This is a genomic window from Nocardioides aequoreus (assembly GCF_000720335.1).
GTDB lineage: Bacteria > Actinomycetota > Actinomycetes > Propionibacteriales > Nocardioidaceae > Marmoricola > Marmoricola aequoreus.
The window spans coordinates 41,051-63,598 of record NZ_JOJN01000010.1 but is presented as its reverse complement, the minus strand read 5'-3'; the positions used below and the strand labels follow the sequence as shown (position 1 = coordinate 63,598).

The following is a 22,548-nucleotide window of genomic DNA, read 5'->3' as shown; positions in this document are numbered from 1 at the left end:
GCGGTCAACGAGCACGGACGCCCTCGGCGAGGTCCTCGGTGAGGGCGGCGAGCCGCCGGTGTGCCTCCACGCCCTCGTGGTCGAGCAGCGCCCGCACGAAGGCCGAGCCCACGATGACCGCGTCGGCGTACGCCGCCACCTCGGCGGCCTGGGCGCCGGTGCCGACGCCGAGGCCGACGCCGATCGGCAGGTCGGTGACCGCGCGGGTGCGGGCCACGAGCGGCCCGGCCAGGTCGGAGCTGGTGGTGCGGGCGCCGGTGACGCCCATGACGGCGGTGGCGTAGACGAAGCCACGGCACTCGGCGGTCGTCGAGGCCAGCCGCTCGTCGGTCGAGGAGGGCGCGACGAGGAAGACCTTGTCGAGGTCGTGCTCGTCGGCGGCCGCGATCCAGCGCCCGGCCGACTCGGGCGTCAGGTCGGGGGTGATCAGCCCCGCTCCCCCGGCCGCGGCCAGGTCGGCGGCGAAGCGCTCCACCCCGCTGTGGTGGCCGCTGTCGCCCTCGGACCGGCCGTACTGCTCCACGGGGTTCCAGTAGGTCATCACCAGGGTCGGGACGCCGAGCGCCGCGACCGCCTCGACGGTGCGGATCACGTCGGTGGTGCGGGTGCCGTGCTCGAGGGCGCGCTGGGCGGCCGCCTGGATCGTCGGCCCGTCCATCACGGGGTCGCTGTAGGGCAGCCCGATCTCGATGACGTCGCAGCCGTGGTCGACCATCACCTTGATGGCCTCCACCGAGCCGGCGGCGTCGGGGAAGCCGGCCGGCAGGTAGCCGACCAGAGCGGCGCGCTGATCGGCGCGCGCCTTCTCGAAGGCGACCGAGGTGCTCACTTCGCGCCCTCCGCGACCTGCTGGTCGTCGGCCTGCCGCGGCGTGCCGTCGGCCGCGGCCTGGCCGAGGCCGAACCACTCGATCGCGGTGCCCATGTCCTTGTCGCCGCGCCCGGAGAGGTTGACCAGCAGCGTCGCGCCCGGTCGCTCGGCGGCGAGCCGCTGCGCCCCGGCGAGCGCGTGCGCGGTCTCGATCGCCGGGATGATGCCCTCGGTGCGGGCGAGCAGCGCCATCGCGTCCATCGCCTCGGCGTCGGTCGCCGAGACGTACGTCGCCCGCCCGGTGTCGGCGAGGTGAGCGTGCTGCGGCCCGACGCCGGGGTAGTCGAGCCCGGCGGAGATGGAGTGCGACTCCTTGGTCTGGCCGTCGGCGTCCTGCAGCACGTAGGTGCGCGCGCCGTGGAGCACGCCCGGCGTGCCGCCGCCGATCGTCGCCGCGTGCCGCGGCGTCTCGACGCCGTCGCCGCCGGCCTCGACACCGACCAGGTCGACGCCCTCGTCGCCGAGGAAGGCGGTGAAGATGCCGATGGCGTTGGAGCCGCCGCCCACGCACGCCACGACGGCGTCGGGCAGGCCGCCGGTCAGCTCCAGGCACTGCGCCCGCGCCTCGTCGCCGATGCCGCGGCAGAAGTCGCGCACCAGCGCGGGGAAGGGGTGGGGTCCCGCGGCGGTGCCGAAGCAGTAGGCCGTGTGGTCGACGGTGCTGACCCAGTCGCGGATGGCCTCGTTGATGGCGTCCTTGAGGGTCCGCGAGCCGGAGGTGACCGGGACCACCTCGGCCCCGAGCAGCTGCATCCGGGCGACGTTGAGCGCCTGGCGCTCGGTGTCGACCTCGCCCATGTAGACGGTGCAGTCGAGGCCCAGGTAGGCCGCCGCCGTCGCGGTGGCGACGCCGTGCTGGCCCGCGCCGGTCTCGGCGATGACCCGGGTCTTGCCCATCCGCTTGGTCAGCAGCGCCTGGCCCAGCACGTTGCGGATCTTGTGGGCGCCGGTGTGGTTGAGGTCCTCGCGCTTGAGCAGCACCCGCGCGCCGAGGCGCTCGGAGAGCTTGGTGGCGTCGTAGAGCAGGCTCGGGGTGCCGGCGTACTCGCGCAGCATCCGCTCGAACTCGCCGGTGAAGGCCGGGTCGGCCATCGCCTCGCGCCAGGCCACGGTGAGCTCGTCGAGCGCCGCCATCAGCGCCTCGGGCATGAAGCGGCCGCCGAAGTCACCGAAGTGCCCGGTCTCGTCGGGGCCGATCCCGGTGTCGCCGATGGGGCCGGTCTGGCCGGTCTGGGTCGTCGTCATCTGCTTCCTCCTGCGGCACGCATCGCCGCGACCGCGGCACGCGGGTCGCCGTCCTTGACCAGGGCCTCGCCCACCAGCACCACCCGCGCGCCCTGCTCGGCGTACGCCGCGGCGTCGTCGGGTCCGGCGATGCCGGACTCCGCCACCGCGACCACCTCGGCGGGCAGCAGCCGGGCGAGCCGGGCGAAGGTCTCGGGGTGCACCTGCAGCGTCTTGAGGTTGCGGGCGTTGACCCCGACGAGACGGGCGCCGACGGCGAGCGCCCGCTCGACCTCGGCCTCGTCGTGCACCTCGGTGAGCGCCGTGAGGCCGAGCTCGGCGGCCTGCTGGTGCAGGTCGTGCAGCAGCGGGTCGTCGAGCGCGGCGACGATGAGCAGCACCAGGTCGGCGCCGGCGGCCCGGGCCTCGAGCAGCTGGTAGCCCTCGACCACGAAGTCCTTGCGCAGCAGCGGCGTCGGCACGGCCGCGCGCACCGTGCGCAGGTCGTGCAGGCTGCCGCCGAAGCGGCGCTCCTCGGTGAGCACCGAGATCGCGTCGGCGCCGCCCGCGGCGTACGCCGCCGCGAGCGCCGCGGGGTCGGGGATGTCGGCGAGCGCGCCCTTGCTGGGCGAGCGGCGCTTGACCTCGGCGATCACCGAGAGGCCGGGCGCGGCGAAGGCGGGCATGGGGTCGAGGGGCGCGGGCTGCGCCGCGGCGGCGGCGCTGAGATCGGCCTCCGGGAGCGCCGTACGTCGTGCGGCGAGGTCCTCTCGCACCCCGGCGACGATGTCGTCGAGCACGGACATGCGGGGACCTCTTCGAGAAGGACGGGAGCAGCACTTGCGGCGACTCGTGGGGCGCCCTCAAGGCTCTCACACGCGCGGGCAGATAGATTCCGGGCATCCATGACGCCCATCTCGGAAAGGCCGAGCCATGAGCAACCCGAACCCCCCGTCCGGACCGGGCGAACCCGAGCCCGGCCAGACGCCGGGTCAGTCACAGCCCTCCCAGCCGTCGTACGGCGAGCCCTACGGCCAGTCGGGACAGCCCGGGCAGTACGGCCAGGAGCAGTACGGCCAGGGCCAGTACGGCCAGGGCCAGCCGCCCCCGCCCCCCGGGCAGTACGGCGCCCCCGGCGGCTACCAGCAGCCGCAGAAGAGCTCGCCGCTGGCGATCACCTCGCTCGTGACCGGCATCGTCGGCGTGGTCCTGTGCTTCTGCTGGTCGATCCCGATCTTCGCGATCGCGGCGCTGATCACCGGCATCCTGGGCAAGAACCAGATCAAGGCGGCCCCGCAGCAGTACAAGGGCGGCGGCATGGCCACGGCCGGCATCATCCTGGGCGCCATCGGCGTGGTCATCGCCGTGGCCTACTGGATCGCCTTCGCCACCGGCGCCTTCGACCAGTTCCTCGACTACAGCTTCGACGTCCAGAGCTGAGCCGTCAGCTGTGCAGCCAGGCCCCCGCGGGCAGGTTGCGCAGCACCGTGAAGGCCACCACCGCGACGCCTGTCACCGCCCACACCAGGGCCGGCGACAGGCGTCGCGCCGTCTCGGGACCGCTCGGCGCCCACGCCGTGGGCCCCTGCGGTGGCCGGGGGCGCCACGCGCGCCGCAGCCACACCACCCACGCCACGAGCGCGACGGGCACCGCGAGGGTCAGCATCAGGTTGCTCGAGGCCGCCGCGACCACGTCGAGGTCGGTCAGGGCGTGCACCGCGCGCAGCGAGCCGCACCCCGGGCAGTCGACGCCCAGGACCAGCGACACCGGGCAGTAGCCCCAGCTGCCCCGGGTGTTGGGGTCGCGCAGGTGCAGCGCGACGGCGCCTGCGACGGCCACCCCACCCGTGAGCAGCGGGCCGGCCAGCCGGGTGACGGCCGACCGCTGGAGCACCGGGGCGTGGGTCATGGGCGGGTCAGTGGGTGGTGGCGCGCGGCTGCGAGCCGTGACCCATCTTGCTCATCACCGCGCCGGCGATCGCACCGATCGGGGCGAGGGCGACCCCGATCCAGAAGGTCACCCAGCTGCCGACCATGAGGCCGATGCCGCCGATCACGAACGCGGCCAGCACGAGGGTCACCGCGGTCCAGGCCGCGGGGGTGTTGCCGTGGTTGTCGGACATGCGGGGGGCTCCTCGGGGGTCGGCGACGCTGCGCGGCACGGTCGTGCGGAGCAGTCTAGTGAGGCGGTGGGCTAGCGGTCGCGCTCGGGCTCGGTCGGGTCGTGCCCCTCGTCGAGCGCGCGCCACAGCTCGCGCTCCTCCATCGGCTCGCCGGTGGTGCGCGGCGGCGCCTCGGCCGCCGGCGCGTCGTACCGGCTGCCCATCTCGGGCCAGCCCGGCACCAGCCGCACGGCCAGCACGGCGGGCACGACCGCGAGCACGGCCGTCGCAGCGCCCACCCAGAACCACCCGGTCAGCGCGGGGTCGCCGTCGGGCCGGTCGGTGGCGGCCGCGACCGCCGTCGCGACCAGGCCGACACCTGCCAGCACCGCGACCACCGCGAAGACCCGGCGCACCCGACCCCGGGTGACGAGCAGCACCCCCCAGGCGGCCAGCAGCACCAGGCTGACCGCGGAGGCGGCCGGGTAGGTCTGCTCCAGGTCGGCGCCCATGCCCGGCAGCGTGGTGCCGCGGCCGACGTCGTACCAGGGGCGCGTGGCGGCGAGCGTGGCGAGACCGGCCGTCACCAGCCCCGCCAGCACGACCGGGCCGAAGCCGCTGCGCGAGCGCCGGGGCTCAGCCATGCAGCAGGTCGGCGTCGAAGCAGGTGGCGGCCCCGGTGTGGCAGGCCGGGCCGGTCTGGTCGACCTTGAGCAGCACGGTGTCGCCGTCGCAGTCGAGCCGCACCTCCACCACGCGCTGGGTGTGGCCGGAGGTCTCGCCCTTGACCCAGTACTCCTGGCGCGAGCGCGACCAGTAGGTGCCGCGGCCGGTGGTCAGCGTGCGGTGCAGCGCCTCGTCGTCCATCCACCCGAGCATCAGCACCTCGCCGGTGTCGTGCTGCTGGACGACGGCGGGCACCAGCCCGTCGGCGGTGCGCTTGAGCCGGGCGGCGACGGCAGGGTCCAGGGAGCTCACCCGACCAAGTATCACAGCGCCTGCTGCGCCACCCACGACGCGTGCAGCCGGGCGTAGACCGACGGCTCGTCGGCGTCGGTGCGCTGCTGGACCAGCGAAGCGTGGGGCCCGCGCTGCACGACCCGGCCCCGGTCGAAGACGATCACCTCGTCGGCCTGCTCGGCGGTGGAGAGCCGGTGGGCGATGGTGACGCTGGTGCGACCCGACATCAGCCGCTCCAGCGCGCGGCCGATGCGCATCTCCAGGGCGGGGTCGACCGCGCTGGTGGCCTCGTCGAGCACCAGCAGGTCGGGGTCGGCGAGGTGGGCGCGCAGCAGGGCCACCAGCTGCCGCTCCCCCGCCGAGAGCGACTCGCCGCGCTGGCCGACCGGCGTGTCGAGCCCGAGCGGCAGCCCGTCGAGCCAGTCGCCCAGCCCCAGCTCGAGCGCGGCGGCGTGCACCTGGTCGCGCGTGGCGTCGAGGTCGCCGTAGCGCGCGTTGGCCAGCAGCGTGGAGTCGAAGAGGAAGCCCTCCTGCGGCACCAGCACCACGCGGCGGCGCAGCGAGGCGAAGGAGATCTCGCGCAAGTCGAGACCGTCGAGGAGCACCCGCCCCGCCGTGGGGTCCATCAGCCGCGTGAGCAGCTTGGCGAAGGTGGTCTTGCCCGACCCGGTCTCGCCGACGACCGCGACCCGGCTGCCCGGCGCGATGCGCTCCTCGACCGAGCGGAGCACCAGTGGACCTCCCGGGTAGCCGAAGTCGACGCCCTCGAAGGCAACCTCGACCGGTCCGCGCGGCAGCTCGCGTCCGCCGGGACCGGGGTCGTCGAGGTCGGCGGGGGTCTCGAGGATGCCGAGCACGCGGCGCCAGCTGACGATGGCGTTCTGCGCGTCGGTGAGCACCTGGGTGCCCATCTGCACGGGACCGACGAAGAGAGTGACCAGGAAGGCGAAGGCGACCACCTGGCCGGCGGTGATGCCGCCGTCGAGGCCGAGCTGGATGCCGACGATGAGCACGCCGGCGTTGGCCAGGCCGCCGGAGAGGCCGCCGAGGGAGAACGAGAAGGCGGTGAGGCCCTGCGCCTGCGTGGCGGCCGCCCGGTTGGCCTCGATCGATTCGTCGATGCGTGCCTGGGTGCGCTCCTCGATGGCGTAGGTGCGCACGGTCAGCGCGCCGACGACCGGCTCGGAGACGGCCGAGAGCATGGTGCCGACCGACTGCCGCACCCGCCCGTAGGCCTCGGAGAGCCGGCGCTGGAAGTAGCGAAGCGAGATGAAGAGCGGGGCGAAGGCCAGCCACACCACGAGCGTCAGCTGCCAGCTGTAGAAGAGCATCACCACGGTGGCGACGAGCAGCTGGCCGACGCTGACGATGCCGATGATGCCGCCGAAGACCAGGAACTGGCTGACCTGGTCGACGTCGCTGGTGACCCGCGAGACCAGCGCGCCCCGACGCTCGGTGCTCTGCGTCAGGAGGGGCAGGTCGTGCACGTGCCGGAAGGCCTTGGTGCGCAGCGTGGCCAGGCCGCGCTCGGCCGCGGTGAAGAGCCGCGAGGTCATCAGGTAGGACGACAGCCCGGTGACGAGGATGGCGAGGGCGGCGAGTGCGGCCATCTGGACGACGAAGCCGCGGTCGATCGCGCCCGAGGTGTCGATCCCCCGATCGAGGGTCTGCTGCACGGCGATCGGGACGACGACGCGCCCGGCGGTGCCGAGCAGCGCCAGCAGCACCGTGGTGCGGAAGCCCTCGGCCAACTCGGGCGAGTGGCGCACCCCGCGGCGGATGGTGTCCCAGGCGCCGATCTCCTGGCCGGTGTCGACGGAGGTGCCGGACGCCGTGACGGAGGTCTCGCTCACGGGGCGACCTCCTCGGTGTCGTAGGCGTTGACCAGCACGGCGTACGCCGGGTTGCGCGCGACCAGCTCGGCGTGGGTGCCGCGGTCGACGATGCGGCCGCCCTCGAGGAAGAGCACCTCGTCGGCCAGCGCGATCGTGGCCTTGCGGTAGGCGATGAGCAGCATCGTCACCGCACGCTCGTCGGCGCGGATCGCCTCGAGGATGCGCGCCTCGACCTCGGGGTCGACCGCCGACGTGGCGTCGTCGAGCACCAGCAGGCGTGGACGGCGCAGCAGCGCGCGGGCCAGCGAGATGCGCTGCCGCTGCCCGCCGGAGAGGGAGGTGCCGCGCTCCCCGAGCTTGCTGTCGAGGCCGTGCGGCAGCGCGGCCACGAAGCCGTCGGCCTGGGCGGCCCGCAGCGCCTCCCAGACCTCGGCGTCGGGGACGTCGGACCCGAGCGTGAGGTTGCCGCGCACGGTGTCGTCGAAGAGGAAGGCGCTCTGCGGCACCAGGGCCACCTGGCGGGCGAGCTCGCCCGGGGCCAGCCCGCGGAGGTCCTCGCCGTCGAGGCGCACCGCACCCTCGGCGGGGTCGACCATGCGGGTCACCAGCGTCGTCAGCGTGCTCTTGCCGCTCGCCGTGGCCCCGACCACCGCCACCGTGCGGCCGGGCTCGAGGTCGAAGCGCAGGCCGTCGAGCACGCGGTGGGCCGGCGTGTAGCCGAAGCCGAGCGCGTCGACCTCCAGCCGGGCGCCGTCGTCGCCGCCGCGGAGCCGGCGCTCGCCGTAGGAGGTGCGGCTGGTCTCGTCGAGGACCCGGTGCACGCGGTCGTAGCCGACCACCGAGCGGGGGAACTCGCCCAGCAGCCAGCCGATCGAGCGGATCGGGAAGGCCACGATCGTGAGCAGGTAGGCGACCACGACGACGTCGCCCGCGGCCGCGTCGCCGGAGCCCACGCGGGCGACCCCGACGCCGAGCACCGCCAGCACGCCCAGGTTGGGCAGGCTCTCCAGGAGGGGGTCGAAGGCCGCGCGGATGCGCCCGGCCCGGATCGCCTCGTCGCGCAGCTCGCGAGCCTTGGCCCCGAAGCGGTCGGTCTCCTGCTGCTCGCGGCCCAGCGTCTTGACGACCATCGCGCCGTCGAAGGACTCGTGGGCGACCTCGCTGAGCTCGGCGCGCAGGGCCTGGACGCGGGTCACGATCGGCGAGGAGAGCCGCTGGAAGACCAGGTTGGCGAGCATCACCGCCGGGAAGACGAGCAGCCCGACCACGGCCATGACGACGTCGGTCAGCAGCATCTGCCCCACCGCGATGAGCATCATGGCGAGCGTGCCGACGGCCATCGGGAGCGGCGCGATCGGCGCCCAGGCGGCCTCGACGTCGGAGTTGGCGTTGGAGAGCAGCTCCCCCGTCGGGTGCCGGCCGTGCCACTCCATCGGCAGCGAGAGGTACTGCCGGGTCACCTCGCGCCGGTAGGCCGCCATCACGCGGTACTGCATGATGCCGGCGCCGAGCCGCCGGGCGACGATGCCGACCGCCCGCAGGATGGCCACGGCGACGAAGAGCGCGAAGATCGCGACCATCGCCCCGGTCGTGGTGGTGCCGGTGTCGAAGGCCGGGAGCAGCACCTCGTCGGTGGCCCAGCCCAGCACCCAGGCGTCGGCGACGGTGAGCGCGCCGAAGAGCACGCTGCCGAGCGTGGAGAGGGTGAAGACCCACGGCTCGCGCCGGATCGCCACCCCCAGCACGCGGAAGCCCGCCGTGACGCTCGAGCCGCGGGGGGTGGATGGTCGTCTCAGCACAACGACAGCAACCCTAGGCAGGTCGTCCGACATTCCGGAAACCGGTGCCGCCGGGCCGCGGCTAGTCTGCGAGCCATGGAGCCGATGTCGCGCACGGAGCGCGCCGCGCTGTGCAACTCCGCGCTCGAGGTGGGCCCCGACGCCCCCACGCTGTGCGCGGGGTGGAGCACCAAGGACCTGGTGGTGCACCTGCTCGTGCGCGAGCGCGACCCCGTCGCGTCGGTCGGCATCGTGCTACCCCCGGCGGCGGGGCTGCTGGAGCGCAAGTCGCGCAAGCTCGCCCGCCAGGACTTCACGTCGCTGGTCGAGCGCGTGCGCACGGGACCCCCGGTGTGGTCGCCCCTGCGGCCGGCGCCGGTCGACCGGCGCGTCAACACCCTGGAGCTCTTCGTGCACCACGAGGACGTCCGCCGCGCGCAGCCCGGGTGGGAGCCGCGCGAGCTCACCGACCGGGAGCAGGCCACCTTGTGGAAGGCGATCGCCGCCGCGGGCCGGGCCGTGGCCCGGGCGAGCTTCGACGGCCCGCTCGAGATCGTCTGGCCGCGCGACCACCACGGCCAGGAGCGGCGTACGACGCTGCGCGCCGGCGGCGCGGGCGACCCCGTCGCGCTGCGCGGGGAGCCGGCGGAGCTGGTGCTCGCCGTCTTCGGCCGCGACCAGCACCGCGCGGAGCGCACGAGCGGCTAGCGGCCGACCGCGCGCTCCCCCGCGGGGTCAGCCGTGGACTCAGGCGTGGACTCAGCCGACGAGCACGTGCACGTGGTCGAAGTGGTTGGCCGTGCTCGAGCCCCTGTTCTCCATGCCCCGGAAGCCCTCGCCGCCGCGCTGCGCCGACCAGATGGTCTGCGCGTAGATGATGTTGGAGAGCCCGAACTGGGAGGCGTTGGCGTAGAGGAACTGCTTGACCTGCTCGCCCCGGGCACCGGAGACCATGATGTCGATCGCCAGACCGGTGCCGTGCTCGCCGCGGCCGGCGGCGCCGCCGTAGGTCGTGATGTCGGGGAAGGCGTTGCACACGGCGTTCATCACCGTCTGCGCGCGCGGCTGCAGGCCGCCGGAGGCGACGGCGCCGTTGGCGCAGGGAGCGGTGTTGACGCCGGCCGCGGCGCCGGTCTCCGGCACCTCGGGCTCCACCTGCTTCTCCTTGCTGAGGTAGTCGGCGGTGACCCAGCGGGCCTGGCCGTCGACGACGACCTGGGCGAAGCCGTTCTTGCGCTCACCGGTCACGCCGATGCGCTCGTCGTCGGGGAAGGTGCCGCGGCTGCGGGTCTCCTCGCGGGGCTGCACCCGCAGCTTCAGCGGCGCGGTCGTCCACAGCTTCTTCTCGACCTTGGGCACCCGCGGCTCCAGCGCCGGACGGCGCACCACCGAGCGGGAGGTGCCGATGCTGCGCTCCTCGTCGGCCAGCTCGGCGACGGCGGCCGCGTCGGCCAGCGAGCCCTGGGCCTGCGGCGCCGGGCTCGACGAGGCGGGTGACGAGGCGGGCGCCGGGGCGAGGACGCCGATGCCGACGGCGGTCGCGGTCAGCGCGACCGCGCCGGTGGCGCCGGCGACGCGGGCACGGGTGGAGCTGGGCAGGGCGAGTCTCAGGGAGCGGCGGCCTCGGGGCACGGATCGGTCCTGTCGTCGGGGTCAGGGCGCGGTCGGCGGAGCCTGTCGATCCTCACCCGGAAACCCCCGAGACCGGGTGGAGGACGGCGGTCGCGCACCCACGGTGCGCGAGCGGCTCTCCGACCAGCCGTCGACTGTGCCACATCCCGGCGCGCGACGGCGACCCCGGCCCCGACCTGTGGGGAAGCCCACACGGCGCTCGACGACCCCCTGCGGGTCAGCCGCCACTGGTCTCGGACGCGTCCTCGCGCACCACGCACGCGGTGCCGTCGGTGTCGTCGAGCCATCCCTCGGGCAGCGCCACGCTGCGCCGGGGGCCACCCTGGCGACCGCGCGGCGTACCGAGCTCGACGACGGGGAAGGGCGCCGTCGGGTCGAGCTGCGCGAGCCGCTCGTCGAGCTCCGCCAGGGTGCTCACCAGCGCCAGCGCGCGCCGCAGGTCGCCCCCGGCGGGGAAGCCCTTGAGGTACCAGGTGACGTGCTTGCGGAACTCCTTGCAGCCGCGCTCCTCCCCCATGTGCTCGACCAGCAGCTCGGCGTGGCGGCGCATCATCTCGCGCACCTCGCCCAGCGTCGGCAGGGTCGCGACCTGCTCCCCGCGGAAGGCGGCCGCGAGGTCGCGGAAGAGCCAGGGACGGCCGAGGCAGCCGCGCCCGACGACCACGCCGGCGACGCCGGTCTGCTCGACCATGCGCAGCGCGTCGGCGGCCTCCCAGATGTCGCCGTTGCCGAGCACCGGGATGTCGACGTGGTCGACCAGCCGGGCGATGGCGTCCCAGTCGGCGGTGCCGGAGTAGCCCTGCAGCGCCGTGCGCCCGTGCAGCGCGATCGCGGCGCAGCCCGCCTCCTGCGCGATGCGTCCGGCGTCGAGGTAGGTCAGGTGGTCCTCGTCGATGCCCTTGCGCGTCTTCATCGTCACCGGCACGCCGTGCCGCGCGCCCGCCGTGACCGCGGCGTCGAGCACCTCGGCCAGCAGCCGGCGCTTCCACGGCAGCGCCGCACCGCCACCCTTGCGGGTGACCTTGGGGACCGGGCAGCCGAAGTTGAGGTCGACGTGCGCCACGCCGTACTCGGTGCACAGGATCTCGGTGGCCTTGCCGACGTACGCCGGGTCGGTGCCGTAGAGCTGCACGGAGCGGACCGTCTCGCGCTCGTCGAAGACGAGCATGCGGCGGGTGGTCTCGTCACCCTCGACCAGCCCGCGGCTGGTGATCATCTCGCAGACGTAGAGGCCCGCGCCCTGCTCGGCGCAGAGCCGCCGGTACGCCGCGTTGGTGATGCCGGCCATCGGTGCCAGCACCACCGGCACCGGCACCTCGAGGGAGCCCAGCTGCAACGTCACCGGCCCATTGTCACGCACGTCCGGGCACGCGCCGCGACGGCGTCAGCGAGGCGGACGGACCTCGCCGGACCACGTGATCGGCTCGAAGCTCTGCAGCGGTCGGTAGCTGAGCGCCTCGAGCGAGCCGCGGTCGGGCAGCAGGTAGACCAGGCACGTGGTGGTCTCGGCGCCGGGACCGAAGCGGCGCGGCAGCGGGCGGGAGGGGCAGCGCTCGAAGGGCGTGGTGAAGGTCGACGGCTGCACCAGGGTGTCGCGGCCGTCGACGGCGAAGAGCGGCACCGCCCGGCGCCCGAGCTGCCCGGTGCCGACGTTGGCCACCCGGACCCGCACGTAGTACGGGGTGGACCGGCGCGTGGCCCGGTCGAGCTGGTAGGCCGCGAGGTCGCGGATCCGGGCGGTCTGCGCGGCGACCACGGTGAGCTCGACGACCGACCCGGCGTCGCCGACCTGGTAGGCGACGGTGGCGGTGTCGCCGAAGTCGAGGTCGGCGCCGGCGGGGGTCAGCTCGACGTCGTCGGGCACCTCGACGTCGCCGGTGGGCAGGGCCCTGCTCGGCGAGGCCGACGCCGAGGTGTCGTCGGTCCCGTCGGCCCCGTCGGCCCCGTCAGCCCCGTCGTCGCCGCCGCAGGCGCCGAGGACGAGCAGCAGCGCGACGGCGAGGAGGGCCGCGAGCACGGAGCGGGGCGGGCGACGGGCGAGCACGCCGACATCATGCCCGTCCCGCTGCTCCTCGGTGGGGCGAAACGCGGGCTCAGCAGCCGACGAGGCGCTCCGCGAGCCAGGTGCGCAGGCCCTCGATGCTGATCCGCTCCTGGCTCATCGAGTCACGCTCGCGCACCGTGACGGCGCCGTCCTCGACGGTGTCGAAGTCGACGGTGACGCAGTACGGCGTCCCGATCTCGTCCTGGCGGCGGTAGCGGCGACCGATCGCGCCGGCGTCGTCGAACTCGACGTTCCACAGCCGGCGCAGCTCGGTGGCCAGGTCGCGGGCCTTGGGGGTGAGCGCCTCGTTGCGGGAGAGCGGCAGCACGGCGACCTTGACCGGCGCCAGGCGCGGGTCGAGCTTGAGCACGGTGCGCTTGTCGACCCCGCCCTTGGTGTTGGGCGCCTCGTCCTCGGTGTAGGCGTCGACCAGGAAGGTCATCAGGCTGCGCGAGAGGCCGGCCGCCGGCTCGATGACGTAGGGCAGGTAGCGCTCGCCGGCGGCCTGGTCGAAGTACGACAGGTCGGTGCCGGAGTGCTCGGAGTGGGTCTTGAGGTCGAAGTCGGTGCGGTTGGCGATGCCCTCGAGCTCGCCCCACTCCGACCCCGCGAACTTGAAGCGGTACTCGATGTCGACGGTGCGCTTGGAGTAGTGGGAGAGCTTCTCCTGCGGGTGCTCGAAGTGCCGCAGGTTGTCCTTGTCGATGCCGAGGTCGACGTACCAGCGGGTGCGCTCGTCGATCCAGTACTGGTGCCACTCGTCGTCCTCGCCCGGCTTGACGAAGAACTCCATCTCCATCTGCTCGAACTCGCGGGTGCGGAAGATGAAGTTGCCCGGCGTGATCTCGTTGCGGAAGCTCTTGCCGATCTGGGCGATGCCGAAGGGCGGCTTGCGGCGCGCGCTGGTCACGACGTTGGCGAAGTTCAGGAAGATGCCCTGCGCGGTCTCGGGCCGCAGGTAGTGCAGCCCCGACTCGTCCTCGACCACGCCGAGGTAGGTCTTCAGCAGCCCGGAGAACTGCCGGGGCTCGGTCCACGCGCCGCGGACGCCGCAGTTGGGGCAGGCCAGCTCGGCGAGGTCGACGTCGTCGGGGCTCGCGAGCCCCTTCTTCTCCGCGACCTCCTCCTGGAGGTGGTCGGCCCGGAAGCGCTTGTGGCACGACTGGCACTCGGTCAGCGGGTCGCTGAAGGTCGCGACGTGGCCGGAGGCCTCCCAGGTCTCGCGCGGGAGGATCACGCTGGAGTCGAGGCCGACGACGTCCTCGCGCGCCTGGACCGTCTGGCGCCACCACTGGCGCTTGATGTTGTCCTTGAGCTCGACGCCGAGCGGGCCGTAGTCCCACGCCGAGCGGGTGCCGCCGTAGATCTCACCGCACGGGAAGACGAACCCGCGCCGCTTGGCGAGGGAGACGACGTGGTCGACGGTCGAGGGAGGCGGCTTGGCCACGAGGAGGCTCCTGGGTGTCGGGTCCGTGCCCGCTGGCTGCGGACACGAGCGCCAACCCTAGCGAGCGGGCGGCCGTCGGCTCAGGTGACCCGGGGCAGGTCGCGGTTGAGGTCGCCGTCGAGCCCCTCGTAGGCCGAGGGCTCGTCGAGAGCCCGGCCGAGCAGCGGCACCGCCCGCAGCTTCACGTCGTACGACGAGAGCGCGCGCCGGTAGCTGCCGACGTCGCGCCACCAGGTGACCATCGTCCACAGCGTGGGGTCGTCGACGTTGCGCCCGACCCGCCCGTCCTCGTAGCCGCGCTGGGCGGCCAGCACCTCGTGGGCCTCGCGCAGCTCGTCGCGGAACTGCTCGGCCTCGGTCTCCGGGACGCGGTAGCGGGTCACGACGAGCACGTGCAGGACCCTAGGCCGCGGCGGTGATCGCGCCAATTTGACAACGATTCTCACCTACCTTGAGAATCGTTGTCATGCCCACCACCCGCGTCCTCGCCGCCCTGGCGACCAGCACCCTCCTGACCGTCACCAGTGGCTGCGCCGCCTTCTCCGACGACGCCGCCGGCGCCACCGAGGCCGGCGGCGACCTGCGGGTGGTCGCGTCGTTCTACCCGCTGCAGTACGTCGCGCAGCAGGTCGCGGGCGAGCGCGCCGACGTCGCCAGCCTGACCCAGCCCGGCGGCGAGCCGCACGACCTCGAGCTGGCGCCGCGCCAGACCGCCGAGATCGCCGAGGCCGACCTGCTCGTCTACGAGTCCGGCTTCCAGCCCGCCGTGGACGACAGCGTCGAGCAGAACGCCACCGGCGAGACGCTCGACGCCACCGAGGTCGTCGACCTGCGCCCCCTCGAGGACGACCACGCCGAGGACGAGCACACCGAGGACGAGCACACCGGGGAGGAGCACGCCCACGAGGACGAGCACGCCGAGGAGGAGCACGCCGACGAGGGCCACGCCGAGGACGACCACGACCACGGCGACGTCGACCCCCACTTCTGGCAGGACCCGGCCCGGATGGCCGACCTCGGCGACGCGGTCGCCGAGCGCCTCGCGGACGTCGACCCCGACCACGCCGACGAGTACGCCGCCAACGCCGCCGACCTGCGCGCGGAGCTGGAGGAGCTCGACGCGGCGTACGCCGAGACGCTGGCCTCCTGCGAGCGCGACACCGTCGTGGTCTCGCACGACGCCTTCGGCTACCTCGACAAGTACGGCCTGGAGCTCGAGGCGATCAACGGCCTCTCCCCCGGCGCCGAGCCCACGCCGTCCGACCTGGCCCGGCTGCAGGACCTGATCGAGGACGAGGGCATCACCACCGTCTTCTCCGAGCGCCTGGTCAGCGCGCGCCTCGCCGAGTCGCTCGCCTCCGACGCCGGCGTGGAGACCGCCGTGCTCGACCCGATCGAGGGCCTCAGTGACGAGACCGCGGACGAGGACTACGTTTCTCTGATGCGCGCCAACCTCGAGGCCCTCGCCCAGGCCAACGGCTGCCGATGACCGCCGCCACGTGGTCGTGAGCACCCCGGCCGTCGCGATGCGGGGCGGGTCGGTCGCCATCGGCGGCCGGCCCGTCCTGCGCGCCGTCGACGTCGCCGTCGCCCCCGGCGAGCTGGTGGCGGTGCTCGGACCCAACGGCTCGGGCAAGTCCACGATGGTCAAGGCCATGACGGGACTGCTCCCCCTCACCAGCGGCGAGGTGCACCTGCTCGGCACCCCGCTGAGCGCCTTCCACGACTGGAAGCGCGTCGGCTTCGTGCCGCAGCGGGCCAGCGCGGCGTCCGGGGTGCCCGCCTCGGTGTGGGAGGTGGTCGCCTCCGGCCGGCTCACCCGGCGCCGGCTGCTCCGGCCCCTCGGCCGCGCCGACCGGCGCGCCATCGACGACGCCCTCGACACCGTCGGCCTCGCCCACCGCCGCCACGACGGCGTCTCGCACCTCTCCGGCGGCCAGCAGCAGCGCGTGCTCATCGCGCGCGCCCTGGCGGGCGAGCCCGACCTCTTCTTCCTCGACGAGCCCACCGCCGGCGTCGACGCCGCCAACCAGCTCGCGCTCGCCGACGCCCTCGGGGTGCTGAAGCGGCGCGGCGCGACCCTGGTGCTCGTCGCCCACGAGCTCGGCCCGCTGCGGCCACTGGTCGACCGCGCCGTGGTGCTGCGCGACGGCCGCGTCGTGCACGACGGCGCGCCACCGCTCGACCTCGACCCCCAGCACGCCCACCACCACGGGCCCCACCACGAGCCGGCCGACCACCACCACGACCACACGCCCCACGTGGCCTCGCCGCTGGAGCACCCCTGAGATGGACCTCTTCTCCTACGCCTTCATGCAGCGCGCGCTCCTGGCCGCGCTCTTCACCGGGCTCGCCGCCCCGGCGATCGGCACCTTCCTCGTCCAGCGCCGCATGGCCCTGATGGGCGACGGCATCGGCCACGTCGCGGTCACCGGCGTCGCCCTCGGCCTGCTCACCGGCACCTCCCCGACCTGGACCGCCGTCGCCGTGGCGACCCTCGGCGCCGTGCTCATCGAGGTCATCCGCGAGCGCGGCCACACCAACGGCGACGTCGCGCTCGCGCTGCTCTTCTACGGCGGCCTCGCCGGTGGCGTGCTGCTCACCGGTCTCGGCGGGCAGAGCGCGTCGCGACTGCAGGAGTTCCTCTTCGGGGCCATCACGACGCTCTCGATCGGCGACGTGCTGCTGACGATGGCGCTCGCCACGGTGGTGGTGGTCTGCGCGGTCGGCCTCTCCCCCCAGCTCTTCGCGCTGGCCCACGACCAGGACTTCGCCCGGGTCGCGGGACTGCGGGTGCGGGCCTACAACGTGCTGGTCGCGGTGCTGGCCGCGGTCACGGTGACCGTGGCGATGCGCACCGTCGGCCTGCTGCTCGTCTCGGCGCTGATGGTGGTGCCGGTGGCCACGGCGCAGCAGCTGACCCGCTCCTTCCGCACCACGCTCCTCGCCGCGATGCTGCTGGGCACCGCCGCCTCCGTCGGCGGCCTCACGGCCTCGGCCCTGCTCTCCGACCGCGCGACCGTGGCCCCCGGCCCGGCGATCGTGCTGCTGGCGCTCGCCGGCTTCGCCGCCACGTGGCCGGTGGGCCTCTGGCTGCGCCACCGGGCGCGGGTGCACGCGCCCTTCCCCGACGTCGACGACGGCCCGCTGCCCGAGCACGCCGGAGAGCACCCCCATGCGCACGGTCCGGAGTGCGGCCACGCCGCCGTGCCCCACGGCGACCACGTCGACTATGTTCACGACGGCCACCGCCACGCCGTCCACGGAGAGCACTATGACGAGCACTGACCGCGTCCCTGGGTCCGTGTCCGAGCACGGACCGGGCGCAACCGCCGTCCGCCCCACCAGGCAGCGACGCGCCGTCGCCGCCGCGCTCGAGGCCTTCGACGACTTCCGCAGCGCCCAGGAGATCCACGCGCTGCTGCGCGACCGGGGTGAGTCCGTGGGCCTCTCGACGGTCTACCGGACCCTGCAGACCCTCGCCGACGCCGACGAGATCGACTCGCTGCGCACCGAGACCGGCGAGAGCATCTACCGCCGCTGCAGCGGCACCCACCACCACCACCTGGTGTGCCGCTCGTGCGGCGCGACGGTGGAGGTCGAGGGCCCCACGGTGGAGCGCTGGACCAGCGCGATCGCCGGCGAGCACGGCTACACCGACGTCTCCCACACCCTCGAGCTCTTCGGCACCTGCCGCGCCTGCGCCGGTCGCTGAGGCGCCGCGAGAACGCTGGCCGCAGGCCCGCCACGCGCCTACCCTGGAGACCTGCCAGGAGGTGCCCCATGAGCGAAGGTCGCTGGACCGTCCTCCCACCCGCCGTCGACCCGGCGACCTGCACCGCCGTGCACGCCGTACCTCCTGAGCCCTTCGCCCCCGGCCCGGAGACCCCCGAGACGACCTGGGCCCTGCTGCAGCACGACGCACAGGGCTGACCGTCCGCACGGCGGCGTCTGCGAGGTGCGCTCGGACGCTGGGCACAACATGCTGGCGTGCTCAACGGCGACGAGGCGACGCTCTATCGTGAGCCCGTCCACGAGCACGACGTCCACGAAGGCGGGGTCACCTCGGTGCGGACCGGATGGGGACCGTCCCGGCGAGTGCCGGTCGAGCGAGACGTCGAGTGAGACGAAGCGTGGCAGGAGCCGTGCTGTCGGTGGTCATGCTGACCGCGGCATGCGCGAGTGACCAGGACAACGTGGACCGTGACATCGAGCAGGTGGCCGACGAGGCGCGCAGCCTCATCGACGAGCTCGCCGCGCAGGTGGGCACCGAGCCCGAGGTGCGCCAGGACACGATCACCGACTGCGTGCCCGGAGACAGCGACTCGGGCAAGGACCTGATCTACACCGTCCGGGTGAAGGTGCCGGGCGATGCCTCGACACGACTGCGCGACGACGTGGCTCCCGCCTACGAGGCCGACGGATGGACCGTCCGGCTCCGCGGCGACACCGACCTGCAGCTGCGCCGCGACAACGTCACCATGGGGGTGACGGTCTTCCCGGACGACGGCCTGGCCGCAGTCAGCGGCACGGGTGGCTGCGTGCGGTGAGGGGCTAGCGACCCTCGGGCACGGGCATCCGGGCCACGCCGCCGAGACGCTTGTGGAAGCGCACGTGCGCAGCGTGGCCGCCGAGCAGGTCCCAGAGCACCGCGTGCGCGGCCCAGGGCAGCGGGTCCTCGCCGCGCTGCCAGGTGGGACCGAAGCCGATCCACACCGGCACCCAGTCGGCCGCGCAGTCCCACTCCCCCCGGCGCGCCAGCAGCAGCCGGCGACGGACCTGGAAGGCCACCCGCTCGCCGTCGAGGACCACCGGTGCCGTGCGGACCGGCCAGAACCTCAGGTCGAGGGCCATGCAGGCCAGCTCGAGCTCGGTGAGGACGCACGGGTCGACCAGCACGGTCGCGACGTTCTCGTGGGGCTCCCGCCTCATCTACGCGACGATAGCCGCGAGCAACGACGACCGCATCGCCCCGATCGCCGACACCTGCTCGGCGCCCGCACGGTGCACCAGACCCACGTGGCGCGTCCCGAGGGCCTCGTCGGCGTGCACCTCCACCTCCGGGTGCCGGTAGGCCGCCAGGGCCGAGGCCGGCAGCAGCGTGACGCCCAGCCCCTGCGCCACCAAGTGCTGCACCATGACGTAGTCGTCGCTCTCGTAGCGCAGCCGCGGCGCGAAGCCGGCCGCCTCGCAGCGGGCGACCAGGTGGGTGCGGCAGCGCGGGCAGCCCGCGATCCACGGCTCCTCGGACAGGGCGGCCAGCCGCGCGGGACCCCCGCGAGGCACCACCAGGTGCACCGGCTCGACGGTCAGCGGCGTCCAGGCCAGGCCGCGCAGGTCGCCGGGCGCGGCGTCGTACCCGAAGACCAGGGCGAGGTCGGCGGCGTCGGCGCGCACGGCGGCCACCGCCTCCGCCGGCTCGGCCTCGACCATCGAGACCTCGAGGCCGGGGTGCCGGCGGGTGAGCGAGGCGATGGCGCCGGGCGCGATGGTGGCGGCCGCCGAGGGAAAGGCGGCCAGCCGGACCCTTCCGGCGCGCAGCTGCGCCACGGCCGCCACCTCCTCCTCGGCGAGCCGGAGCTCGCCGGCGATGGTGTCGGCGCGCGCCAGGAGCGCGACCCCCGCGTCGGTGGGCGTGACCCCACGGGGACCGCGCACCAGGAGGGGGCAGCCGGCCTCGCGCTCGAGGCGCTGCAGCTGCTGGCTCACCGCCGGCTGCGTCCAGCCCAGCGCCGCGGCGGCAGCGGTGAGCGAGCCCGCGCGCACCACGTCACGGAAGAGCAGCACCCGTCGCGCGTCCACGACCCAAGTGTGGCTTATGCCTGGGCCAAGCAACACGGGGATTCCTTGGGTCACGGGCGTCCGGCAGGCTCGTCGCATGGCGATCCTCGGACTGGTGGGCGGGATGAGCTGGCACTCGACCGCGACGTACTACCGCGAGATCAACGAGCGGGTCGCGGGCGTGCGCGGGGGGCACGCCTCGGCCCGGCTCGTGCTCAGCTCGCTCGACTTCGAGGAGGTGCGGCGCTGCCAGCTCGACGACGACTGGGAGGCCGCCGCCGCGCTGCTGACCGACGCCGCACGGGGCTGCGTCGCCGCAGGCGCCGAGGCGGTCGCCATCTGCACCAACCTGATGCACAAGGTCGCGCCGCAGGTCGAGGCCGCCCTCGACGTGCCGCTGCTCCACATCGCCGACGCCGTCGCCGCGGAGGCCGGCCGGCTGGGTGCGACGCGGGTCGGCCTGCTCGCGTCGCGCTGGGTGATGGAGGAGCCCTTCTACGCCGAGCGGCTGGCGCCGCACGGCGTCGGCACCGTCGTCCCCGGAGCTGCCGAGCGGGTGGAGGTCGACCCCTTGGTCTTCGAGGAGCTGACCCAGGGCGTCGTGCGGGCGCCGTCGCGGGCGGCGTACGTCGCGGCGATCCAGGGCATGGCCGACCGGGGCGCCCAGGCCGTGGTGCTGGCCTGCACCGAGATCGGCCTGCTGCTGGGACCCGACGACAGCCCCCTGCCCGTCATCGACAGTGCGACCGCCCACGCGCGCGCCCTCGCGGAGGTCGCCCTGGGCGAGGTCGCCCTCGGGCGCACCCTCACGCCGAGTGCGTCTGGTCGCTGACGCGCGGGAAGGGCTCGAGGGAGAAGACCACCTCGACGGGCACGCCGAAGAAGGCGGCCAGCCGGAGCGCCAGGTGCAGCGAGGGGTTGTACTCGCCGCGCTCGAGGTAGCCGACGGTCTGGTAGTGCACGCCGAGGGCGTCGGCGAGCTCGCGCCGGCTCACGCCCTGCTCGGCGCGCAGCAGCGAGATGCGGTTGTGCACCGCCTCCGGCGTGGAGCTCACTTGACCCACTGCATCGTCGCCTCGCGCGCCGCCGCGACCTCGGAGCCGGTCTGGCGTCGCGACATCCGCCGCAGCACCACGGGGGTGACCAGCACGCCGACCACCGCCCACCCGCCGAGCACCGCCACCGTCTCCCAGGTGCGCCAGGAGCCGCCGATCTCGGCGGCCGCCGCGCCGTCGGGCAGGAAGGCCGAGCGCATGCCCAGCCCGGCCCAGTACATCGGGAAGACCTGGGCCACCACCTGCACCCAGCCCCACAGCTGCTGGATCGGGTAGAAGATCCCCGAGATGCCGGCCAGCGCCATGATGGGGAGCATCCCCCACATGCCGACCTTCTGCACGCCGGGCACCAGCGAGCCGATGACCATGCCGATGGGCATCATCGCGAGCAACGACAGCAGCACCACCCAGGCGACCGTCAGCCAGCCCGACGGCTCGGCCATCAGCCCGTCGAAGAGCAGGAAGCTGGGGACGAGCACGGCCAGCAGCTGGGGCAGCACGCTGAGGGTGTTGACCAGCAGGCAGCCGGTGACGTAGCCGACGATGCCGCCCGGGATCGCGCGGTGCCGCAGCAGCGTGCCGTCCTCGCGCTCCATCGCCAGCTGGTAGGCCGGGCCGATCACCACGCCGAAGGCGATCAGGCCACCCAGCAGGCTGGGCAGCGCGAAGGCCGCGAAGGGCAGGTCGGTGCCGGTGTCGGCGTCGCGGCGGATCCAGAGGTAGCCCACGACCAGCGCCGCGGTGAAGAGGTAGAACCACTGGTCCTGGCTGCTGCGCACGCTCTGCACGAACTCCGTCCAGCCGCGGCGCAGGCCGAGACGCACGGCGTGACCCACGGTGGCGCCGCTCATCGCGCCACCTCCGCGAACTCCACGGCGGCGGCCGCGGCGGCACCGCTCTCGTGCTGGTTGACCAGGGCCAGGTAGGCGTCCTCGAGGTTGGCCCGCCTGACCTCCAGGTCGAGCACCTCCCCGGCTCCCGCGGCCTCCTCGGCCAGGAGCGCCCGCACGAAGTCGTTGGGCTCGGCGGTGGCGTGCACGAAGCGCTCCCCGTCACGGGTCCAGGTCACCTGCGCCTCGCCGGACACACGTCGCGCGAGGGCGTCGGCGCTGTCGTCGGCCACGATGCGTCCGCCCGCCAGCACCACGACGCGGTCGGCCAGCTTCTCGGCCTCGGCCAGGTCGTGCGTCGTGAGCAGGATCGTGGTGCCGTCGAGGTCCGCGAGCCGGTGCACGATCTCGTGGAACTCTCGCCGCGCCTGCGGGTCGAAGCCCGCGGTCGGCTCGTCGAGGAAGAGCAGCTCGGGGCGTCCGACGATGCCCATCGCGACGTCGAGGCGGCGCCGCTGCCCCCCGGAGAAGGTGCTGATCCGGCGGTCGGCGATCTCGCCCAGGCCGACCAGGTCGATGAGTTCCTCGAGGTCCCACGGCCGGGTGACGGTCTCGGTGGAGTACGGCGCGTAGTAGCCGCCGAGCAGCGACAGCAGCCGCCGCGGCGTCCAGCGGGGGTGGTCGCGCCAGGACTGCAGCACCACCCCGGTGCGGGCCCGCCACGACTCCCCCGCCTGGGCGGGGTCCTCGCCCAGCACGCTGACCTCGCCCTCCGAGCGGGTGCGGAAGCCCTCGAGGATCTCGATCGTGGTCGTCTTGCCCGCCCCGTTGGGCCCGAGCAGGCAGAGCACCTCGCCCGCCCGGATGTCGAACTCCACCCCGTCGAGCACCAGGTTGTCGCCGTAGGCCATCCGCAGATCGCGGACCTGCACGACCGGTTGCGCCGCAGTCATGCGACGAATGTAGTAGGTCTGCTACATCGGCCGCAAG

At 74.0% G+C, this 22,548-nt stretch carries 28 protein-coding genes; 9 read left to right on the top strand and 19 right to left on the bottom strand.

Features of this window, described 5'->3' with window-relative positions; all coding sequences use genetic code 11:
* Positions 1-4: 4 nt before the first annotated feature.
* Genes trpA through trpC form a run of 3 tightly spaced genes read right to left on the bottom strand, consistent with a single transcriptional unit; the run spans position 5 to position 2,900 of the window.
* A complete protein-coding gene (gene trpA / locus IG63_RS0116675; RefSeq protein ID WP_030485486.1) occupies positions 5-829 on the bottom strand; it encodes a tryptophan synthase subunit alpha in 825 nt (274 codons plus the stop codon).
* Positions 826-2,115, bottom strand: coding sequence for a tryptophan synthase subunit beta (trpB, locus tag IG63_RS0116670; RefSeq protein WP_051707034.1), 1,290 nt, complete (start codon positions 2,113-2,115; stop codon positions 826-828). The genes trpA and trpB overlap by 4 nt, the downstream gene beginning before the upstream one ends.
* Positions 2,112-2,900 carry an indole-3-glycerol phosphate synthase TrpC gene (gene trpC / locus IG63_RS0116665; protein ID WP_030485484.1) on the bottom strand — a complete coding sequence of 263 codons (789 nt, stop codon included), beginning with the start codon at positions 2,898-2,900 and terminating at the stop codon, positions 2,112-2,114. Before trpC ends, trpB begins: the two co-directional genes overlap by 4 nt.
* Before the next feature lie 127 nt (positions 2,901-3,027).
* Here trpC and IG63_RS20955 point away from each other — a divergent pair, with 127 nt between their 5' ends.
* Positions 3,028-3,534 (top strand): DUF4190 domain-containing protein, encoded by a 507-nt coding sequence (locus IG63_RS20955; protein WP_051707033.1) that lies wholly within the window; start codon positions 3,028-3,030, stop codon positions 3,532-3,534.
* A 4-nt stretch (positions 3,535-3,538) separates the two neighbouring features.
* Here the strand turns inward: IG63_RS20955 and IG63_RS0116655 are convergent, their stop codons facing one another.
* The 6 genes from IG63_RS0116655 to IG63_RS0116630 form a co-directional block, all read right to left on the bottom strand.
* On the bottom strand, positions 3,539-4,003 hold the full coding sequence (locus IG63_RS0116655) for a DUF2752 domain-containing protein (RefSeq protein ID WP_036195965.1): 465 nt from the start codon (positions 4,001-4,003) through the stop codon (positions 3,539-3,541).
* A gap of 7 nt (positions 4,004-4,010) precedes the next feature.
* Positions 4,011-4,217 carry an HGxxPAAW family protein gene (locus IG63_RS0116650; protein WP_030485481.1) on the bottom strand — a complete coding sequence of 69 codons (207 nt, stop codon included), beginning with the start codon at positions 4,215-4,217 and terminating at the stop codon, positions 4,011-4,013.
* A 71-nt stretch (positions 4,218-4,288) separates the two neighbouring features.
* Positions 4,289-4,840: a Trp biosynthesis-associated membrane protein gene (locus tag IG63_RS0116645; RefSeq protein WP_051707032.1), complete on the bottom strand. Its 552-nt coding sequence runs from the start codon at positions 4,838-4,840 to the stop codon at positions 4,289-4,291.
* Complete coding sequence (gene hisI, locus IG63_RS0116640; protein WP_211249365.1) at positions 4,833-5,174, bottom strand: phosphoribosyl-AMP cyclohydrolase; 342 nt, start codon at positions 5,172-5,174, stop codon at positions 4,833-4,835. Before hisI ends, IG63_RS0116645 begins: the two co-directional genes overlap by 8 nt.
* 11 nt (positions 5,175-5,185) lie before the next feature.
* Positions 5,186-7,009 (bottom strand): ABC transporter ATP-binding protein, encoded by a 1,824-nt coding sequence (locus IG63_RS0116635; RefSeq protein ID WP_030485478.1) that lies wholly within the window; start codon positions 7,007-7,009, stop codon positions 5,186-5,188.
* Positions 7,006-8,790, bottom strand: a complete 1,785-nt coding sequence (locus IG63_RS0116630; protein WP_245604475.1) for an ABC transporter ATP-binding protein — start codon at positions 8,788-8,790, stop codon at positions 7,006-7,008. The genes IG63_RS0116635 and IG63_RS0116630 overlap by 4 nt, the downstream gene beginning before the upstream one ends.
* Before the next feature lie 75 nt (positions 8,791-8,865).
* On the opposite strand from IG63_RS0116630, the gene IG63_RS0116625 reads away from it, so the two are divergent.
* The gene (locus IG63_RS0116625) at positions 8,866-9,477 is read left to right on the top strand and encodes a TIGR03085 family metal-binding protein (protein WP_211249364.1); all 612 of its coding nucleotides are present in this window, start codon (positions 8,866-8,868) and stop codon (positions 9,475-9,477) included.
* Between the two features lie 51 nt (positions 9,478-9,528).
* Here IG63_RS0116625 and IG63_RS21740 read toward each other — a convergent pair whose 3' ends face one another.
* From IG63_RS21740 to IG63_RS0116600, 5 genes are all read right to left on the bottom strand, one after another.
* Entirely contained in the window at positions 9,529-10,401 is an 873-nt protein-coding gene (locus IG63_RS21740; protein ID WP_051707030.1) for a VldE C-terminal domain-containing protein, read from the bottom strand.
* A 217-nt stretch (positions 10,402-10,618) separates the two neighbouring features.
* Positions 10,619-11,743 (bottom strand): tRNA dihydrouridine synthase DusB, encoded by a 1,125-nt coding sequence (gene dusB, locus IG63_RS0116615; protein ID WP_281174308.1) that lies wholly within the window; start codon positions 11,741-11,743, stop codon positions 10,619-10,621.
* 42 nt (positions 11,744-11,785) lie between these two features.
* Positions 11,786-12,445, bottom strand: a complete 660-nt coding sequence (locus IG63_RS0116610; RefSeq protein ID WP_030485473.1) for a hypothetical protein — start codon at positions 12,443-12,445, stop codon at positions 11,786-11,788.
* A 49-nt stretch (positions 12,446-12,494) separates the two neighbouring features.
* Complete coding sequence (locus IG63_RS0116605) at positions 12,495-13,892, bottom strand: glycine--tRNA ligase (protein ID WP_030485472.1); 1,398 nt, start codon at positions 13,890-13,892, stop codon at positions 12,495-12,497.
* Positions 13,893-13,972: 80 nt separating this feature from the next.
* Entirely contained in the window at positions 13,973-14,284 is a 312-nt protein-coding gene (locus IG63_RS0116600; protein ID WP_030485471.1) for an antibiotic biosynthesis monooxygenase family protein, read from the bottom strand.
* A 74-nt stretch (positions 14,285-14,358) separates the two neighbouring features.
* Here IG63_RS0116600 and IG63_RS0116595 point away from each other — a divergent pair, with 74 nt between their 5' ends.
* The 6 genes from IG63_RS0116595 to IG63_RS0116565 all read left to right on the top strand — a co-directional run bounded on the left by IG63_RS0116595 (position 14,359) and on the right by IG63_RS0116565 (position 18,442).
* Positions 14,359-15,381 carry a metal ABC transporter substrate-binding protein gene (locus IG63_RS0116595; RefSeq protein WP_030485470.1) on the top strand — a complete coding sequence of 341 codons (1,023 nt, stop codon included), beginning with the start codon at positions 14,359-14,361 and terminating at the stop codon, positions 15,379-15,381.
* Positions 15,382-15,397: 16 nt separating this feature from the next.
* A complete protein-coding gene (locus IG63_RS0116590) occupies positions 15,398-16,180 on the top strand; it encodes a metal ABC transporter ATP-binding protein (protein WP_030485469.1) in 783 nt (260 codons plus the stop codon).
* Between the two features lies 1 nt (position 16,181).
* Positions 16,182-17,180: a metal ABC transporter permease gene (locus tag IG63_RS0116585; protein WP_030485468.1), complete on the top strand. Its 999-nt coding sequence runs from the start codon at positions 16,182-16,184 to the stop codon at positions 17,178-17,180.
* Complete coding sequence (locus IG63_RS0116580) at positions 17,167-17,607, top strand: Fur family transcriptional regulator (RefSeq protein ID WP_036195960.1); 441 nt, start codon at positions 17,167-17,169, stop codon at positions 17,605-17,607. The genes IG63_RS0116585 and IG63_RS0116580 overlap by 14 nt, the downstream gene beginning before the upstream one ends.
* 68 nt (positions 17,608-17,675) lie before the next feature.
* Entirely contained in the window at positions 17,676-17,825 is a 150-nt protein-coding gene (locus IG63_RS22800; RefSeq protein WP_157210247.1) for a hypothetical protein, read from the top strand.
* Between the two features lie 263 nt (positions 17,826-18,088).
* Positions 18,089-18,442: a hypothetical protein gene (locus IG63_RS0116565; protein ID WP_157210246.1), complete on the top strand. Its 354-nt coding sequence runs from the start codon at positions 18,089-18,091 to the stop codon at positions 18,440-18,442.
* 4 nt (positions 18,443-18,446) lie between these two features.
* Here the strand turns inward: IG63_RS0116565 and IG63_RS0116560 are convergent, their stop codons facing one another.
* Together IG63_RS0116560 and IG63_RS0116555 are read right to left on the bottom strand one after the other, a co-directional pair.
* Positions 18,447-18,824: a hypothetical protein gene (locus IG63_RS0116560; RefSeq protein ID WP_030485465.1), complete on the bottom strand. Its 378-nt coding sequence runs from the start codon at positions 18,822-18,824 to the stop codon at positions 18,447-18,449.
* The gene (locus tag IG63_RS0116555) at positions 18,825-19,694 is read right to left on the bottom strand and encodes a LysR family transcriptional regulator (RefSeq protein WP_157210245.1); all 870 of its coding nucleotides are present in this window, start codon (positions 19,692-19,694) and stop codon (positions 18,825-18,827) included.
* Between the two features lie 76 nt (positions 19,695-19,770).
* Here IG63_RS0116555 and IG63_RS0116550 point away from each other — a divergent pair, with 76 nt between their 5' ends.
* A complete protein-coding gene (locus tag IG63_RS0116550) occupies positions 19,771-20,505 on the top strand; it encodes an aspartate/glutamate racemase family protein (protein WP_030485463.1) in 735 nt (244 codons plus the stop codon).
* Here the strand turns inward: IG63_RS0116550 and IG63_RS0116545 are convergent.
* The 3 genes from IG63_RS0116545 to IG63_RS0116535 are packed head-to-tail and all read right to left on the bottom strand — an operon-like array spanning position 20,480 to position 22,511.
* Complete coding sequence (locus IG63_RS0116545; protein WP_030485462.1) at positions 20,480-20,728, bottom strand: helix-turn-helix transcriptional regulator; 249 nt, start codon at positions 20,726-20,728, stop codon at positions 20,480-20,482. The two genes, IG63_RS0116550 and IG63_RS0116545, sit on opposite strands and share 26 nt — an antisense overlap.
* Positions 20,725-21,579, bottom strand: coding sequence for an ABC transporter permease (locus tag IG63_RS0116540; RefSeq protein ID WP_030485461.1), 855 nt, complete (start codon positions 21,577-21,579; stop codon positions 20,725-20,727). The genes IG63_RS0116545 and IG63_RS0116540 overlap by 4 nt, the downstream gene beginning before the upstream one ends.
* Positions 21,576-22,511, bottom strand: coding sequence for an ABC transporter ATP-binding protein (locus IG63_RS0116535; protein WP_036195956.1), 936 nt, complete (start codon positions 22,509-22,511; stop codon positions 21,576-21,578). Before IG63_RS0116535 ends, IG63_RS0116540 begins: the two co-directional genes overlap by 4 nt.
* Positions 22,512-22,548: the final 37 nt, after the last annotated feature.

Coding starts and splice junctions, on each gene's coding strand:
- IG63_RS0116645 (WP_051707032.1), bottom strand. CDS start 4,840: ATGGCTGAGCCCCGGCGCTCGCGCAGCGGCTTCGGCCCGGTCGTGCTG.
- trpC (WP_030485484.1), bottom strand. CDS start 2,900: ATGTCCGTGCTCGACGACATCGTCGCCGGGGTGCGAGAGGACCTCGCC.
- IG63_RS0116580 (WP_036195960.1), top strand. CDS start 17,167: ATGACGAGCACTGACCGCGTCCCTGGGTCCGTGTCCGAGCACGGACCG.
- IG63_RS20955 (WP_051707033.1), top strand. CDS start 3,028: ATGAGCAACCCGAACCCCCCGTCCGGACCGGGCGAACCCGAGCCCGGC.
- IG63_RS0116625 (WP_211249364.1), top strand. CDS start 8,866: ATGGAGCCGATGTCGCGCACGGAGCGCGCCGCGCTGTGCAACTCCGCG.
- IG63_RS0116560 (WP_030485465.1), bottom strand. CDS start 18,824: ATGAGGCGGGAGCCCCACGAGAACGTCGCGACCGTGCTGGTCGACCCG.
- IG63_RS22800 (WP_157210247.1), top strand. CDS start 17,676: ATGAGCGAAGGTCGCTGGACCGTCCTCCCACCCGCCGTCGACCCGGCG.
- IG63_RS0116650 (WP_030485481.1), bottom strand. CDS start 4,217: ATGTCCGACAACCACGGCAACACCCCCGCGGCCTGGACCGCGGTGACC.
- IG63_RS0116595 (WP_030485470.1), top strand. CDS start 14,359: ATGCCCACCACCCGCGTCCTCGCCGCCCTGGCGACCAGCACCCTCCTG.
- IG63_RS0116655 (WP_036195965.1), bottom strand. CDS start 4,003: ATGACCCACGCCCCGGTGCTCCAGCGGTCGGCCGTCACCCGGCTGGCC.
- IG63_RS0116585 (WP_030485468.1), top strand. CDS start 16,182: ATGGACCTCTTCTCCTACGCCTTCATGCAGCGCGCGCTCCTGGCCGCG.
- trpB (WP_051707034.1), bottom strand. CDS start 2,115: ATGACGACGACCCAGACCGGCCAGACCGGCCCCATCGGCGACACCGGG.
- IG63_RS0116550 (WP_030485463.1), top strand. CDS start 19,771: ATGGCGATCCTCGGACTGGTGGGCGGGATGAGCTGGCACTCGACCGCG.
- IG63_RS0116535 (WP_036195956.1), bottom strand. CDS start 22,511: ATGACTGCGGCGCAACCGGTCGTGCAGGTCCGCGATCTGCGGATGGCC.
- IG63_RS0116540 (WP_030485461.1), bottom strand. CDS start 21,579: ATGAGCGGCGCCACCGTGGGTCACGCCGTGCGTCTCGGCCTGCGCCGC.